The sequence below is a fragment of the Bacillus sp. ZY-1-1 genome, from assembly GCF_003047165.1.
Taxonomy (GTDB): domain Bacteria; phylum Bacillota; class Bacilli; order Bacillales; family Bacillaceae; genus Bacillus; species Bacillus velezensis.
Window position 1 is genome coordinate 2,403,776 of the sequence record NZ_CP027061.1, and the last position, 16,474, is coordinate 2,420,249.

Genomic DNA, 16,474 nt, shown 5'->3' on the forward strand with positions numbered 1-16,474 from the left:
TCATTTAGGGCTGCCGATGAACAGAGACAAGCCCTTACTTAAGCATATGCACGGCATCTATAAACATGTCACCGCGTTCTTCAAATGTTTTGAACTGATCCCAGCTCGCACACGCGGGTGACAAGAGGATGACGTCTCCTTCATTTGAGAGCGCAAACGCCGCAGATACTGCTTGTTCAACATTATCGACACGTTTGACATGTTGTATTCCCAGCTCATTGCCCAGTTTTTCTATCTTCGGCGCTGTCTGTCCGAACGTCAGGACCGCTTTGACATTGTCCATATACGGTTTCAGATCGTCAAAACCGTTGCCGCGGTCAAGTCCGCCTGCAAGCAGAATAACCGGTGCTTTGAACGCGGAGAGCGCTTTGCTTGTGGCCAAAATATTCGTCGCTTTGCTGTCATTATAAAATTTACGATTCCGGATTGCTGTTACATACTGCAGACGGTGTTTGACACCGGTAAAGCTTGTCAGCACCTTCTGAATCGCTTTATTAGACGCGCCCGCCGTTTTTGCCGCGGCTACAGCGGCCAATATATTTTCTAAATTGTGCGCGCCCGGCAGCACGATGTCATCAACAGGCAGAATCGCTTCATCGCCGAACATCAGCATTCCGTCTTTAATAAATGCGCCGCTTGACAGTTCCTGGTGCACTGAAAACGGAACGGTGCCGGCTTTTCCGCTTTCGGCAAGCCGCACGACTGTTTCATCGCTTTGATTCACGATGGCCGTATCACTCTCAAGCTGATGAAGATACACGTTCTGCTTGGCTTTTTCATAGTTTTCACGGCTGTGATGGTAATCCAAATGAGCGTCGAACACATTTAAAATCAGGCCGATTTCAGGTCTGAACGCATGAGTCCCCATAAGCTGGAACGAAGAAAGCTCTGTGACGATCCATTCATCACCGTCAGCATGATAAGCCACTTCACTGGCGACAGTGCCGATATTTCCTGCGATCAGCGCCTTTATCGAGTCAGCTTTCAGCATTTCATAAATCAGGGTCGTCGTTGTTGTTTTCCCGTTTGAACCTGTAATGCCGATGAATTTTGCATTGGTGATATAATACGCAAGCTCGATTTCCGTCCAGACCGGGATGCCTCTTCTTTGCGCTTCCTCCACCATGATATTTTCATACGGGATTCCGGGATTTTTGATCAGAATGGTAATGTGATGCTGATCAAAAAGTGACGTCGGATGCTCACCGCAGATGACCTCGATTCCTCTTTCTGAAAGCCTTTGGGCAGGTTCGTTCTCTTCAAAGGCTTTTTGATCATTCACGACGACGTTAATGCCTTTTTCATGAAGAATCGACGCAGCCGCATATCCGCTTTTCGCCAGTCCGAGGACCAGAAAGTTTTGTTTTCGCAAAAAAAGTTCGTTTTCCACTTATAACCACACCTCGATGTAAATTCCTAAAACGGCAAGCAGCAGTCCCGCAGTCCAGAATGTGACGACAACTCTCCATTCAGACCATCCGACCAATTCGTAATGGTGGTGAAGCGGACTCATCTTAAAGATTCGTTTTCCTGTCGTTTTAAAGCTGATGACTTGTAAGATAACAGATAAGGTCTCAATAACAAAAACTCCGCCGATAATGACGAGCAGAATTTCAAGCTTCGTCAGAATGGCAACGGTCACGATCGCTCCTCCGAGCGCAAGCGAACCGGTATCCCCCATAAATACTTTGGCGGGATGGGCGTTGAATACAAGAAAACCGAGAACGGCGCCGACAACGGCAACCGAGAAAATCGCAACGTCATATTGTGACTGGTTCCACGCAAGGATGGCGAAAGCGCCGAATGCGATAGCCGCGGTACCGGACAAGAGACCGTCCAGACCGTCTGTCAGGTTGACGGCATTTGAACCTCCGACAAGCATAAAGAGAACGAGGATAAAGTATCCCCAGCCGAGATCGATTGACAGATGTGTGCCCGGCACCCTGATGCCGGTTGAAAAATGGCAATAATGATATACTCCGTAAAATACAATGGCAATAATGATCTGGCCGATCAATTTCTGCTTCGACGTCAATCCGAGATTCCGTTTCATTACTACTTTAATATAGTCATCCAGAAAGCCGAGCAGGCCGTATCCGATCGTAACAAACAGCAGAAGAAACATTTCCGCGCTCAGATGCGAAAATTTCTGCGTCATGACAATCGCCGTAATGGCGATGGATACGATAATCATGACCCCGCCCATCGTCGGCGTCCCTGATTTTTTCATATGTGATTTCGGCCCCTCTTCCCTGATGCTTTGGCCGAATTTTAAACGTCTTAAAAACGGGATAAGAATCGGAGATATCAGAACACTGATTAAAAATCCCATTATTATTGTAAATAAAATCACTTGCTCAAGCATTGCTCTTTTCTCCTCCCGTTTCGTTCAAACGACATACGTATTTATCATATTCACATTGTGTCCCCGTAATTCTTTTCATTTCCCTCATTCTAACACTCTTTCCTGTTTTACTTTTTATTCAGCTCAACAATAGCTCTTCCCGCTACTTCGGCGTCATCAAAGTCGAATGTTTCATTGCCGATCTGCTGATAGGTTTCATGCCCTTTCCCGGCAATCAGAACCACATCTCCCTTTTTCGCGTTGGCAATAGCAAAAAAGATAGCCTGCTCGCGGTTTGCGATACTGTGATAGTAGGTGCCTTCTACCCCTCTTTCCATATCTCTTAATATGGCCAGCGGGTCCTCGCTTCTCGGGTTATCTGAAGTGAAAATCGGTTCGTCGGCAATCCGCACCGCAATTTCCGCCATTTTCGGGCGTTTCGTTTTGTCCCGGTCTCCGCCGCAGCCGACGACGACGAAAAGCTTGCCCTCTGTCATGTCTTTGCAAGTATTCAGAACGTTTTCCAGACTGTCAGGCGTGTGCGCGTAATCGACGACCACAGGAAACGGCTGATTATGATTCACCAGTTCAAACCGGCCTCTGACACCTTGCAGCTTTTCAAGAGCGCTCGTGATCGTATCAAACGGCAGACCCGCTGCGATCGCTGTCGCCGCTGCAGCCAGTACGTTATACACGTTGAAGCGGCCGACGAGTGAAACCGTGATCTGCTTTGTTCCTTTCGGCGTAACGAGTTCAAAACTTGTGCCTTGCGCAGAGATCTCGATTTGTTTCGCCATGACATCGGCATCGTTCTCGATTCCGTATGTAAGGATGTGCGCCGCCGTCACTTTTTCAAAATAAGCACTGGCTTTGTCATCTGCGTTTAAAACGGCCCGCTTCGGCTTTTCATGGTTAAAGGAGCCGCCCAGCTGGGAAAACAGGAGGCTTTTAGCCTGTCTGTAGTCTTCCATCGTCTTGTGATAGTCTAAATGGTCCTGCGTCAGGTTCGTGAATACGGCGATATCATAATCGCAGCCGTGAACCCTGCCGAGTGACAGAGCGTGAGAAGACACTTCCATAATAGCTGTGTCAACATGCTCATCATTCATTTTCTTGAACGTTTTTTGCAGTGTGACGCTTTCGGGCGTTGTATTTTTGACCGGGAATGTCTCATCCCCGATTTTAATGTACATCGTTCCGATTAAACCGGTCTGTCTTCCCGCTTTTTTGAAAATCTCATCAACCATGTGCGTCGTTGATGTTTTGCCGTTTGTGCCGGTGATGCCGATAAGCTGAAGCTGCTTTGTCGGCTGCCCGTAAAACGCGTCAGAAAGAACGCTGAGCGCCCGCTGTGACCGGCGGACGATAATGACAGGAACATCGACGTCAAGCTCTTTCTCGGCAACGATGGCCGCTGCGCCGTTTTCTGCGGCTTTTTGGGCGAAATCATGTCCGTCTACCGTATACCCTTTTATACACACAAAAAGACTCCCTTTTCTCACTTCCCTGGAGTCCATCTCAATTGAAGTTATGTCAGGGTCATGAAAGTCATTTTGAACAGGTTCGGCCATTAAATATGTAAGCAGCTTTGTAAGTTTCATTGTATCAAACCTCTCAGAAATTCTATTCATTCTTTTATCATGATAACCGTTTATAAAAGTCAGAATGGCTTTTAAACATACAGTTCATATTTTAGCGTAAATAAAAGGATACATCCAGTTAATCTTAAAAGTTATCTTCTTTTTTTCTCTTTATGATAAAAGGCAGCCGAAAACAATCGGCTGCCTCAAAAAGACTCATTCTTCACTCAAGTAAACACGGATCTTTGAGCCTTCTTTTACTTTCGTTCCGGCTGCAGGTGATTGTTTCACAATTTTGCTTCCTTTTCCTGAGGAGTCAATATTCAAATTGACAAGCAGCGACTCAAGATCAGAGACAGACATCCCTACAACATTCGGAACCTCTATTGTTTTTGTGTCGTTCCATTGATATTTTTTCTCGATTTGATTTTTTCGCGGTTTCACGCCGAGCTCCGGCAGACTGTCTCTCATCATATTTCCGACAATCGGCGCGGCGACGGTTCCCCCGAATTGAATCGTGCCTTTCGGATTATCAACCGCGACATACACGACGAGACTCGGGTCATCAGCCGGCGCAAAACCGATAAAGGAGACGATATGGTTGTTTTCGAGATATTTGCCGTCTTTGACCTTTTGTGCGGTACCTGTTTTTCCGCCGACGCGATATCCTTCCACGAAGGCATTCCGCCCCGTTCCCTGAGCGACGACGCTTTCTAAAGCATATCTGATCTGCTTTGACGTTTCCTGGGAAATAACTTGCCTTTTCGCAATCGGCGATTGTTTCTTAACGGTTTTTTTCGTAACGGGATCAACCCACTCTTTGGCGATAAACGGAGTATAAAGCGTTCCGCCGTTTATTGCTGCGGAAACGGCTGCCACCTGCTGAATCGGCGTGACGGAAACCCCTTGTCCGAAAGCGGTTGTCGCCTGTTCGACCGGGCCGACTCTGTCTAGCGGGAATAAGATCCCCGTTCCTTCCCCTTGCAGATCAATGCCTGTTTTTTTTCCAAAGCCGAAGTCCTTAATATATTGAAACAGCTTTTGTTTTCCGAGCCGTTCCCCCAGCTGTACAAACCCGGGGTTGCAGGAATTTTGAACGACTTCAAGATAAGATTGCGAACCGTGGCCGCCCTTTTTCCAGCATCGGAGGCGGGCGCCGTCAACCTCGGCAAATCCTTTGTCATAAAAGTGGTCTCTTTGCAAGTTTACTTTTTGCTCTTGGAGAGCCGCTGCAAGCGTAATAATCTTAAAGGTCGAACCCGGTTCATATGTGCTCCATACCGGCAGATTCCGGTTGTAAACGGACGGATCCACCGATTGATAGTCAGCCGGATCAAAATCAGGACGGCTTGACATACCGAGCACTTCTCCGTTTTTCGGATTCATTGCGACCGCAATCATTCCGTCCGGATTATATTTCGCCGCTGCATTGTCGAGCTCTCTTTCTATAATCGTCTGAACCTTGGCGTCAATCGTCAATTTCATATCAAGTCCGTCTTTCGGAGGGGTGTAATCATCCGCTTCATCAGGCATTTTCTTCCCCTTGGCATCCGTATAAAATTTCACTGATCCCTTGACACCTTTTAAGTCATCATCATAATAAGCCTCCAATCCGAGAAGGCCCTGGTTATCAATACCCGCAAAACCGAGAACATGGGACAAAAAGCTTCCGTACGGATAATGGCGGATGCTGTCTTCAGCCACATAAACCCCTTTTAAGTCGAGCGCTTTGATTTCTTTCGCTTTTTTATTGGAAATTTTCCGCCCCTCGGGTGAGATTTTTTCTATGGAGGTTTTCTTAGTAATGTGTTTGTAGACCTTCTCTTCCGACATATTTAAAACTGACGCGAGAAGCTTGCCCGTTTTTATGGGATTTTGAATCTGGCGCGGTACGACAAAGACGGTCGGCGCGCTTTTATTCGTAGCCAGCTTCACGCCGTTTCGGTCAAGGATCTCTCCCCGCTCAGGCTCAAACGGCAAATTCCGGCTCCAGGAATCCTTAGCCAGTGAAGTCAGCTTTTCTCCCATCACAAATTGGACATAGCCTAATCTGCTGTCAATGATCAAAAAAATGATTACGCCAAAAAGCAAAACCAGTAATAAACGTTTTCGAACCGTTACATTTGAAACGCGCAAGGGACCGTCCACTCCTTATTTAGGCTTGTTTCAATTTATGCCTCAGCTTGGACACATAGAACGGCGGCGCATAAAAAAGAAGCCCGCGGGCATCCGCGGACTTCTCTGTCCCGTTAATCAGGATTTTTAAATTTCACCTTAATCACGGTATTTTCTTTCAGTTCTTTGCCTTTTTTCACACTTTGGCTTGAAGCGTAACCTTCACCGCTCACATCGATGTGAATGCCTGATACTTTGCTGAATTGAAGCACTTCCCGTCTCGACCATCCGGACATATCCGGCATCGTCATCTTTCCGTCTGTTTTTAAGAAGATTTTCTGATTGGTGATCACATCTTCTCCGGCTGTTGGATACTGCTCTTTTACGGCAACATCGCTGCCGATGACAATCGGTGTGAGATGTTCATTTTTCGCTTCCTTCTCAGCGCCCGTGACTGTCTTATCTGTCAGGTCAGGCATCTTTTGGCTTTTCGTTTCTTCCTGACCGGAATCTGTTTTTTCCGTCGGTTCGATATTCATGTAGTGGAGGCTGTTTTTCATCGTCGGGTTAAAGATTTCCGCAACAGGATCAGAGCTGCTTTGCCCCGCTTTTAACTGCGGCTGCTGCACGGCTACATAGATGACGAGCTTAGGATCATTTTTCGGCGCCATGCCCATGAATGAAAACACATAGTTGCTCGTTCCCCTTAAATATCCGCCCGTCCCGGCGATTTGTGCGGTTCCCGTTTTACCCGCGACGTCAAAACCTTCAATTTTATAAGGTTTCCCCGTTCCGATGTCTGATGTCACGACTTCTCCGAGCAGGTTCCGGACTTTTTTCGCCGTATCGGCTGAAATCGGCGTGCCTACTTGCTCCGGTTTTGTCTGCTTGACGACTTTTTTCGTATCGGGGTCGACAATATGATCAATGACGTAAGGTTTCATCATTTTGCCGTTATTAGCAATCGCCGTGACGGCCTGAAGCTGCTGGATCGGTGTTATCGCCGATGCTTGGCCGTAAGCCGTAGACGCTTTGTCAAAATCATATTTGTAGTTAATTTTACTTGATACTTCACCGGGCAGATCAATCCCTGTTTTTTGATAGAGCCCGAATTTGTGCAGGTACTCATTAAACCGGTCAAACCCCAGTTTTTCGTTGGCCAGTTTGGCGAAAGCAACATTCGATGACCTCATGAGGCCGTCATGGAAGCTTGTCATACCCCATCCGGCGCCATCGTTCCAATCTTTAACAGGTCCGCCTCCCACTTTATATGTTCCTGATTTATATTTCTCGTTTGCGGAAAACACATTTTCCTGAATCGCCGCGGCAAGCGTAAAGATCTTCATCGTCGATCCCGGTTCATACGCGTACGACACCAGATCGTTGTAATAATTGGTGACGTTTCTGATATTCGGGTCAAAACTCGGACGCTGCCCCATCGCAAGCACTTTGCCTGTTTTCGGTTCTACGACAGCCGCCATAATTTTTTTCGGTTTATATTTTTCCGCTACTTTCGTCATGCTGTCTTCTAAAAAGGTTTGAATTTTCTGATCAATGGTTAAATATACATTGTCACCGTTTTTAGGTGCGGTGATTTTTTCTTTGCTGTTCGGAAGTTTCCAGCCGGATTTATCACTTTCGTAAGTGACGGACCCGTCACGTTCCGTCAGATAGTTATTCAGTATTTTTTCAAGCCCTAAAGAGCCTTGTATCTCGTTTGTTTTTTCATTCACATCGGCATAGCCGAGAACATTTGACAAAAATATGCCGTTCGGATAGTAGCGCTTCGTATCTCTTAAGAAAGAAATACCCGGAAGATCCATTTTTTCGATCTTTTGTTTTTTCGCATAAGAGATATCGCGGCCGGCTGAACCGAATTCCACCTGCTTCGCGCCATTCCTGTTTAAGATGTCCAGAATCTCGCTTTTATCAAGATTGATAACGGTCGCCAGTTTTTCCGCCGTTTTCTCTTTGTCTTTGACATGCTGAGGATGCTTCGGATCACTCGTCATTTTTTTATCAAGCACGGCAATGAGCTTATATGTCGCCGTGTCCTCTGCAAGCACTTTGCCGTTCCGGTCAAGAATAGAGCCGCGGCTCGCTTCTATCGTCCGCTTTTTTTCGTGCTGCTCGGTCGCTTTTGTTGCAAGTTCTACTCCGTTTGCTTTACCGGTTAATTGAATGTACGCCATTCTCCCGAGAATGACAAAGAAAAAGAGAGCGAAACAAATACTGAGTATCGCTGCTCCTCTGTTCATAAACTTATTTTTTTTCGGCATGGGTTATCATTCCTGTATGTTTTTCACTTTTTTATCTTTCAGATTCAAACCGTGCTTTTTAGCGATATCCATCAGGCGCTGCGGCTGGCTTAAGTCAGCAGCCGTCTTTTCGAGATCACCGATCTGCTTATTCTTCTCAGATACTTTCTCCTCCAGTTTTTGCACCTCAATATTGGATTGGTACGCCGCGTATGCCTTTGATACGATAAACATTGATGTGGAGAGAACGGCAATGGCAAACAGGACGAGCAGCACCTTTTCTCCGAGTGTAATGGAAGCCCTCTTTTTGACAATCACCTTTTTTTCGGGACTTATCACTGGCCGTTGTTGTTTTTCCTGCTGGTAAGCTAAGTTGCTCATAGGCTGATGACCTCCTTTAATGTTGTCATTTGCTGCCCGTTATTTTCGTTTCTCCGCAATGCGGAGCTTCGCTGACCGGGCGCGGTTATTTTCTTCAAGCTCCTCTTTTGATGCCGTAATGGGCTTTCTCGTAATCAGTTTTAATTCCGGTTCAAATTCTTCCGGTATCACGGGAAGACCCGGAGGCAGTTCGGGAAGTGATGATTTTTCCTTGAATGTCGTCTTGCACATTCTGTCTTCCAGCGAGTGAAAAGTGATCACAGACACCCTTCCGCCCGGCTTCAGCACCTCTATCGCTTGCAAGAGGGCCTCTTCAAATACCTGAAGCTCGTCGTTTACGGCAATTCGAATGGCTTGGAATACACGTTTGGCCGGATGACCTCCGCTTCTTCTCGCCGGAGCCGGTATCGCGTCCTTTATTAGATCGACCAGTTGGCCGGTTGTTTGAATAGGCGATTTTTCTCTTGCCTCTTCAATTTTCCGGGCGATCTGCTTGCTGAATTTTTCTTCTCCGTATTTAAAGAAAATCCTCACAAGGTCCTCATACCGCCATTCATTTACGACTTCTTTCGCCGTAAGGGCGGCCGACTGGTCCATCCTCATGTCCAGCGGTGCGTCATGATGATAACTGAATCCCCGTTCCGGTGTATCAAGCTGCGGAGAGGATACTCCTAAATCAAATAAAATTCCGTCGACACTCGTAATGCCGTGTTCATGTAAACACTCTTTTAAATAACGAAAGTTGCTTTTTACCAGAATGAGCTGTCCTTTGTATTCGGACAATGTTTTCTGTGCGTTTTCAAGCGCCGTGTCATCTTGGTCAAAGGCGATCAGGCGTCCTTTTTCCGATAATTGCTGCAATAAATATGTACTGTGCCCGGCGCCGCCAAGGGTGCAGTCCACATAGGTTCCGTCCGGTTTGATATTTAAACCGTCGACGGTTTCACGAAGAAGTACTGTCTTATGCTGAAACATTTGTGTCGGTCCCACCTTTATCAGGAATGAATTGAATTGTCAGTTGTTGTTGTGATGCACGAAGATCCATTATATATCAAATCCAATCATGTTTTCAGCAATTTCAGCGAATGAATCTTCTTGCTCTTCTGTGTATTGTTCCCATATTACCTTACTCCACAATTCAATTCGATTGGAAACCCCGATGACAACACATTCTTTTTCCAGTTTTGCGTAATTCAGAAGAGATGACGCAATATTAACCCTTCCCTGCTTGTCCAGTTCGCATTCGGTCGCACCGGAAAAAAAGAATCGGGTAAATGCGCGGGCGTCTTTTTTGGTGAGCGGCAGAGCCTTCAGCTTTTCTTCAATCAGCTTCCATTCATTCATCGGATAGCCGAAAAGGCATTGGTCAAGTCCTCTTGTCAGCACAAACTGCTCACCGAGGCCTTCTCTGAATTTTGCGGGTACGATCATGCGGCCCTTTGCATCAATTGTATGCCGGTATTCACCCATAAACATGATAAGGACCCCCACTTTCTCCCCTAAACTCACCACTATCCGCCACTTCTCTCCACAACCTCATTTTACACTGTTTACACATAAAAAAAAACCCTGAACTATTCAGGGTTCTTTAAAACTTTATTTCAAAGTTTGACAATCTGATGTTGGTTTTGAAAAGAAAATGGCAGATGTTTGAAGGTTGTGAAGAATTTTGGACCGTAACGGTTCAAATAATACATTACATTCCAAATCCGTTCCTGCGGAGCGCCGAGCGGTCTGATGCTGTTTTGGATTCTTTCATAGTCACGCAGCACAAAACCTTCTTTTTCTTCAATTCTTTTCGTTACCGTCCGTTCTAAAAACAAGAGCTGATCCTGAATGAAGGCGGCATTCTTCTGTAAGAGCGGCTCAAGGCTTGAATCGACCTTCAGCGCTTCGTTCCTTGCGCTTTTATGGACGGCTTCAATCTGCGACTTCGCCTGTTCCATTACAGAAGAAAACTCTTCCGGAATCTGCTCTTCAAAATAAGCGTCTTTCAGGTGTCCGGTGCCGTGTTCGATCGCTTCCTGAAGCGGAATATTCCGTTCTGAAAGCTTCTTTTCAATATGGCGCTCAAGAATCGTAATGTTCAGTCTCGGCACTACCGGCGTCATGCGGAAGCCCATTAATGAGAAAGCCTGCTTCAGCTCACCCCAATAATTGATCTCCCCCGGTCCCGCGATAAACGCCAGAGTCGGGATGAGAAACTCCTGCATAAGCGGCCTTGTCACAACGTTATTGCTGAAACATTCCGGTTTTTCTTCCATATGGGTATGAAGCTCGTCGTTCGTCCACTTCAGGTCAAGCTCCTTAATGACAAAAACGCCGTTTTCTTTTTCAATTAAGAAACGCTCTCCCTCGTGTTCGTAAAACAGATTAGCCTGATCTTTGTCCGATTCAATAATCGGGTGATAACCGGCTTCCCGCATAAGAACCTGCTGGTCTGACACGGCTTTGGCAAGCTCGTGATTGTGTTTTAAAATCTGCTGAAACATACCCGTTTCCAGCTTTTTAATCCCCGGATCTCCCGAATTCATCAGAATAAGGCCTTCTTCTTGAAACAAGTCGGCGATCAACAGCTCAAAAAAGTCCGTGAACGTCTCTGATGAGCGTAAACATCGCTTCACGTTTTGAAGGAGTGTGTTTGTGTGATCCGTTTCCTCAAAAGCAGCGAACACTTCATCAATCCAAGCCGCGCATTTTTCCTGATCAAGCTCGGTTTTAGCCGCCGATGTTTTTTTCCAGTACGACTGCGGCAGTTTCCGCTTCACCGGACCTTTATTCTCTGTTGACGTATGCACATAATTAATTTCTTCCAGATCGTGATCTTCACCCGCCACCCAGAAAATCGGAGCGACAGGAATCTGCAGCGCCTCTTCCTGCTGTCTGGCAAGTACGATAATGGAGATAATTTTATGTATGGTGTAAAGAGGCCCTGTTAAAAGACCGGCCTGCTGGCCGCCTACAACCGCTGCGCTTTTTGGATCTCTCAGTTTTTCGATGGAGGCCTGCATGGCGTCGGAATGAAATTTTTCGTGATAGGAGGATAAATAATCCGCTAATTCCTCTCTGGCAAACGGCCGCGAAGAGAGGTCATGAAGCCGCTTTTGCCATACGTCCTCTGAATGAATATCATAATCAAAAAATGAAGACATGTTTTCTCCATCTATATAGTGCTGCACAAACTTATTTTGACTTTTGATGGAAAGTTCAGTTAGCTGCATCTGTCTGGAACTTCCTTTCTCCAATAAATAGTTAGGTTTCCGAAATGAGTATAGCATGTTACCGGAAAACCTCAAAAGACTTTGTTTCAGTTTCTTTCTAACGCTTTTATGCTGCGGTGTAAAAACGTGAGATGAACGGCCGGCAATCCGCGGCTTTCCGCTTCTTTTACAAGGTAGCCGATAATCGCATCGGCCTCTGTCCGCCTGCCTGCCATGATATCGACGAGCATGGAAGAATGATTTTTTTCCGTCAGTCTGCAAACTTCGCAAACCTTGTTCCACGCTTTTTCTCTATCGGCGAGGCCAAGTATTGTCTCCGCTTCTTCAAAAACGTTTCTCATATATTTTTTGTAAGCGTCATTTCTTAACAGCTCTCCGTTTTTCACGCGCAGCAATGCAGTTAACGGGTTGATGCATACATTGATGATCAGTTTTCCCGTTAACAGCCGATACCAGTCGTTTTCATCATATACGGGAAAATCCCGGTGCATGCCGGAAAAGATGCTTTTGAGCGTTTCCGGCCGGGATGCGCTGAATACACTCCATCTTACGGCTCCCGCTCCCGTATGTTCAACGGCATGATCCGATATCTTTTTTGCTCCGTGCTCAACTGTGCCGGCATAAAGCGAATGATCCGTATGCCAATCTCTAATGTCGTGTATGTGTCCCATGCCGTTTTGCAAAAACAGCACATTCGTCCCTTTTACCGTCTCAAGATCCCGCAGCACAGCACTGAGCTGGTGCTGTTTAACGGCTGCGATTAAGAGGTCGAATCCGGAAGTGATGCCTGTTTGCGCTCTGCATGCCGCCGTACATTCTATTCCGTCTTTCAAAAGCCGTATACCGCCTGAGTTAATCGCATCAGCCTGCTCCGTCCGCCGCGTAATGACTGTTACCTGATGGCGGGACGATAAGTAGTAAGCACATAAAAGGCCTACCGCTCCGCCGCCGATAATTCCGATTTTCACACTGTCACACCCTATATCTGCATTTTTCCATATTATCATAGCAGAAGCCGCCGCAAATTACTTCAATTTCGTTTTGAGCAAAAAGACAGGCAAGCATATTATAGTTGGAATTTTCAATTAAAGCGTTTACAATAATGGTAGAACACAACAAAGGGGGAGTTTGTGTTGAAAATAGAGCGCCTGCTCATCAACTATAAGACACTCGAAGAATTTAAAAGGTTTAAGGAATACGGGATGCAGGAGCTGTCGATGCTTGAAGATCTTCAGGATAATATCATTGAAAATGACAGCACCTCGCCTTTTTACGGGATTTACTTCGGGGATAAACTAGTGGCGAGAATGAGTTTATATCAGGTAAACGGAGGCGCGAATCCGTATTTTGATCAGCGTCAGGACTTTTTGGAACTTTGGAAGCTTGAGGTTCTTCCGGGCTATCAAAACAACGGATACGGAAAAGCGCTTGTTGATTTTGCAAAATCCTTCAGAATGCCGATCAGGACAAATTCACGCATGAAATCAGCAGAATTCTGGGATAAGATGAATTTCGAGCCCGTTAAATATGATATGGCGCGTGATAAAGGAGAAAATCCATACATCTGGCATCCCGATATGGACGGTGAAATGACATCCGGAGAAACGGCATAATAAAAAACCGGCCGGGCCGCCGCCCTCAGGCCGGTTCATTTTACAGGCTCTGCGCCGATTTCCTGTCGTCTTCTTTTGAATTGACCATCCTTCTCGCTCTGTCCATAATGTCAATTAACGCTTTATAATCTTCTTCCGTCATCTCCAGCTTGTTTCTCAAGCTTTCATTTTCCTCACGCAGATCCTCGACTTCTTTTTGCAGCGCGGTCAGCTGTTCTGTGAGTTTTTCTTTTTCATGACGAACATCCGCTGCGGCCGGCGACTCTTTAAATTGCTGAAGAAACAAAATGACATCATCAATGGACAGCTCTTTTTCTCCTTCCGCCCTGCGGATCGGAGGCTGTTTGACGGTTCCCGGCAGATTGGCGGAATGCACCCCGATCTGCTTTCTTAATTCCTTCCGCTGTTTTTTCGCCAGTTCTATCCCTGACTGATATTGTTTTCTGACATAAGAATTCCATCTGAACCCGCAGGCGGCAGCCGTTCTCGTCAGCGCTCTGCCGACTTCTTCAAAAGCGGAAAGCTGGGTCCCGCCTTCCCGAATATGCCTGAGCACCACTTCGGCCAGCAGCAAATCTTCATCTTGCGTCCACGCGTCTTGTCTCGTTATCGTCAATCGTATCTCCCTCCATATTTGCTCATTTACCTCATACATATGCCGCTGATAGATTAGATAGACTACTGGCGCTCACAATTTTTTCGGCGGAAGCAGGCCGGAGGGGCAAAAAAAAAAAAAAAAAAAAAAAGCGCAGGAACCGAGATTCCCGCGCTTTTCTTCATACATTAATTGCTTTTAACATTTATGTCTTTGCCGTTGTATGATCCGCATGCTTTACATACACGGTGAGACAATTTCATCTCTCCGCATGACGGGCATTCTGTCATACCAGGTACATTTAGTTTGAAATGTGTACGGCGCAATCTTTTTTTCATTTTAGAAGTTCTTCTAAAAGGTACAGCCATTATTCCCACCTCCTTAAAGAGTTAAGATTCATCATCTTGTGTTAAGAGCTTTTTCAGATCCGCAAGTCTGGGGTCGATTTGATTTTTCTTGTCTTCCTCAGAAATCACTTGCCAATCCTTCCCCACTTGGGGAGCGGCTCCTTCTTTTTGTTCAGTTTCACAAAAGACTTGCATAGGAATTTCTAAAAGAATCTCTTCTTTTACGATCGGAGTTAAGTCGACGATATCGTCTTCAGCAATATGAACGTCCTCATCTTCTATATCATCCGACTTATGAAATCTAAACAGTTCTTTTGTCGCGATTGTAAATGGATACGGCACATCAACTAAAGTTCTTGAGCACGGCAAAACCATTTCGCCTGAAATCGTAAAGTCAAACGAAACTTGCTTGGATTCAATCTCCGCGCGGCCCTTCACCCGGACGGGAGAAATGCGGCGGATGTCAGAATTCAATTTTGTCAGCTCATTTAACTCAACTGTTTCATCAAATTCAAAGCTCTTTTTCGCCATTTGATGAAGCTGATAAATCGTCCATTTCATTTGTATCACCTCAGGAAAGCAACAAACATGATTATAGCTTTTCAGAATGTTTTTGTCAATATTTTTTCTTTACAGCATAATGCCGCCGTCATGCAATCGTTGACAGCCGGATAGGCTATGCATACACTAAACGAAACGGACTAAAATATGCACTTCATTTGCAAATGTACCACACGAAGCAAAACATAGCAAGAAAGGCGGGACAAATATGAAAGCAGTCGGCCTGGTTGTTGAATATAATCCCTTTCATAACGGACACCGCTATCATGCGGAACAAGCAAAAATCAAAACGGACAGCAGCGTCGCGGCGGCGGTGATGAGCGGCCCTTTTTTGCAGCGCGGAGAACCGGCCGCCGTCTCAAAGTGGGCCCGGACAAAAATGGCGCTGGAAAACGGCGTGGATATCGTCATTGAGCTCCCTTATATGTATGCCGTACAAAAAGCGGAATTATTCGCGCGCGGCAGCGTTTCGCTTCTTCATCATTTAGGATGCAGCAGCTTGTTTTTCGGCAGCGAAAACGGGCGGATCGAACCCTTTATTGAAGCGTCTGAAGCGTTCAGCCGAAAGGAAGATGACTGCAGCCTGATTCTGAAAGAGGAGCTGAAAAAGGGTCTCAGCTATCCGGCCGCCGCCTCAAAAGCTTTTTCACACATATTCAAAGGGCGGGACATGCTCGATTTGTCCAAGCCGAACAATATTCTCGGTTTTCACTACGTTAGAGCGATACACGCCTTCGGTTCCGCTATGAAGCCTTATACGACAGCCAGAATCGCTTCCCAGTATCATGACGCCGAGCTTCCCGGAGATAACAGCCGGATAGCCAGCGCAACAAGCATCCGGAAAGCGCTGATAGAAAAAGGAACGGCGGCCGCAAGGAGCTTTCTCCCGGAAGCGTCTGCGCGTGAGCTGGAGGCATACAGAAATTCATACGGGATATGGCACAGCACGGAAGACTATTTTTCATATGTAAAATACAGCCTCAGCACTCTGTCCGCTGAAGAAATGAGCCGAATCTATGAAGTGGAAGAAGGCCTTGAGCACAGAATTCTGCGCACCATCAGACAAGCCCGATCCTATCGCGAAATGATGGAACGATTGAAAACAAAACGATACACGTGGACGAGGCTGCAGCGGATGAACACGCACATTCTGACACGGACGAAAAAGGAGGACATGCATCGGCTCTTACAGCCTTCAAGCGCTCCTTATATCCGTCTTCTCGGAATGACGAAAAAAGGACAGGCGTACCTGTCGGCAAAGAAAAAAGAGCTTACCGCACCTCTCGTCAGCAAGCTCTCTTCTTTCTCTCACCCCGCTCTGGATCTGGACATACTGGCGGGACGGGTTTACAGCCTGCCGATAAAAGAACCTGAACGCACATTGTTTGAGAAACAGGAATTTTCACAAGCGCCGATCCGCTATGATGAAGACGAACAGCGTTTTTTGAATGCGTAAAAA

At 46.3% G+C, this 16,474-nt stretch carries 15 protein-coding genes; 2 read left to right on the forward strand and 13 right to left on the reverse strand.

Annotation, left to right across the window (positions count from 1 at the left end):
* Nucleotides 1-34 precede the first annotated feature (34 nt).
* The 10 genes from murD to C5I45_RS11950 form a co-directional block, all read right to left on the reverse strand.
* Entirely contained in the window at nucleotides 35-1,390 is a 1,356-nt protein-coding gene (murD, locus tag C5I45_RS11905; protein WP_003154432.1) for a UDP-N-acetylmuramoyl-L-alanine--D-glutamate ligase, read from the reverse strand.
* The gene (gene mraY, locus C5I45_RS11910; RefSeq protein ID WP_007409707.1) at nucleotides 1,391-2,365 is read right to left on the reverse strand and encodes a phospho-N-acetylmuramoyl-pentapeptide-transferase; all 975 of its coding nucleotides are present in this window, start codon (nucleotides 2,363-2,365) and stop codon (nucleotides 1,391-1,393) included. It lies immediately after the preceding gene.
* A gap of 107 nt (nucleotides 2,366-2,472) precedes the next feature.
* Nucleotides 2,473-3,945 (reverse strand): UDP-N-acetylmuramoyl-L-alanyl-D-glutamate--2,6-diaminopimelate ligase, encoded by a 1,473-nt coding sequence (locus C5I45_RS11915; protein WP_107994404.1) that lies wholly within the window; start codon nucleotides 3,943-3,945, stop codon nucleotides 2,473-2,475.
* 195 nt (nucleotides 3,946-4,140) lie between these two features.
* Nucleotides 4,141-6,060: a stage V sporulation protein D gene (locus C5I45_RS11920; RefSeq protein WP_003154438.1), complete on the reverse strand. Its 1,920-nt coding sequence runs from the start codon at nucleotides 6,058-6,060 to the stop codon at nucleotides 4,141-4,143.
* Nucleotides 6,061-6,173: 113 nt separating this feature from the next.
* Entirely contained in the window at nucleotides 6,174-8,318 is a 2,145-nt protein-coding gene (gene pbpB, locus C5I45_RS11925; RefSeq protein ID WP_046559578.1) for a penicillin-binding protein 2B, read from the reverse strand.
* Nucleotides 8,319-8,324: 6 nt separating this feature from the next.
* On the reverse strand, nucleotides 8,325-8,678 hold the full coding sequence (gene ftsL, locus C5I45_RS11930; RefSeq protein WP_003154442.1) for a cell division protein FtsL: 354 nt from the start codon (nucleotides 8,676-8,678) through the stop codon (nucleotides 8,325-8,327).
* Between the two features lie 39 nt (nucleotides 8,679-8,717).
* Nucleotides 8,718-9,653 carry a 16S rRNA (cytosine(1402)-N(4))-methyltransferase RsmH gene (gene rsmH, locus C5I45_RS11935; protein ID WP_003154444.1) on the reverse strand — a complete coding sequence of 312 codons (936 nt, stop codon included), beginning with the start codon at nucleotides 9,651-9,653 and terminating at the stop codon, nucleotides 8,718-8,720.
* Between the two features lie 69 nt (nucleotides 9,654-9,722).
* The gene (gene mraZ, locus C5I45_RS11940) at nucleotides 9,723-10,154 is read right to left on the reverse strand and encodes a division/cell wall cluster transcriptional repressor MraZ (RefSeq protein ID WP_003154445.1); all 432 of its coding nucleotides are present in this window, start codon (nucleotides 10,152-10,154) and stop codon (nucleotides 9,723-9,725) included.
* 125 nt (nucleotides 10,155-10,279) lie between these two features.
* Nucleotides 10,280-11,899, reverse strand: a complete 1,620-nt coding sequence (bshC, locus tag C5I45_RS11945; protein ID WP_057080693.1) for a bacillithiol biosynthesis cysteine-adding enzyme BshC — start codon at nucleotides 11,897-11,899, stop codon at nucleotides 10,280-10,282.
* An 86-nt stretch (nucleotides 11,900-11,985) separates the two neighbouring features.
* Nucleotides 11,986-12,867, reverse strand: a complete 882-nt coding sequence (locus tag C5I45_RS11950; protein WP_032868805.1) for a 2-dehydropantoate 2-reductase — start codon at nucleotides 12,865-12,867, stop codon at nucleotides 11,986-11,988.
* Between the two features lie 162 nt (nucleotides 12,868-13,029).
* On the opposite strand from C5I45_RS11950, the gene C5I45_RS11955 reads away from it, so the two are divergent.
* On the forward strand, nucleotides 13,030-13,512 hold the full coding sequence (locus C5I45_RS11955) for an N-acetyltransferase (RefSeq protein ID WP_003154449.1): 483 nt from the start codon (nucleotides 13,030-13,032) through the stop codon (nucleotides 13,510-13,512).
* A gap of 40 nt (nucleotides 13,513-13,552) precedes the next feature.
* Here the strand turns inward: C5I45_RS11955 and gerR are convergent, their stop codons facing one another.
* The 3 genes from gerR to C5I45_RS11970 form a co-directional block, all read right to left on the reverse strand.
* A complete protein-coding gene (gerR, locus tag C5I45_RS11960; RefSeq protein WP_003154450.1) occupies nucleotides 13,553-14,128 on the reverse strand; it encodes a sporulation-specific transcriptional regulator GerR in 576 nt (191 codons plus the stop codon).
* Nucleotides 14,129-14,295: 167 nt separating this feature from the next.
* Nucleotides 14,296-14,475 (reverse strand): 50S ribosomal protein L32, encoded by a 180-nt coding sequence (rpmF, locus tag C5I45_RS11965; RefSeq protein ID WP_003154457.1) that lies wholly within the window; start codon nucleotides 14,473-14,475, stop codon nucleotides 14,296-14,298.
* 21 nt (nucleotides 14,476-14,496) lie between these two features.
* The gene (locus C5I45_RS11970) at nucleotides 14,497-15,015 is read right to left on the reverse strand and encodes a YceD family protein (RefSeq protein WP_003154459.1); all 519 of its coding nucleotides are present in this window, start codon (nucleotides 15,013-15,015) and stop codon (nucleotides 14,497-14,499) included.
* Nucleotides 15,016-15,223: 208 nt separating this feature from the next.
* Here C5I45_RS11970 and C5I45_RS11975 point away from each other — a divergent pair, with 208 nt between their 5' ends.
* The gene (locus C5I45_RS11975; protein WP_015388273.1) at nucleotides 15,224-16,471 is read left to right on the forward strand and encodes a nucleotidyltransferase; all 1,248 of its coding nucleotides are present in this window, start codon (nucleotides 15,224-15,226) and stop codon (nucleotides 16,469-16,471) included.
* Nucleotides 16,472-16,474: the final 3 nt, after the last annotated feature.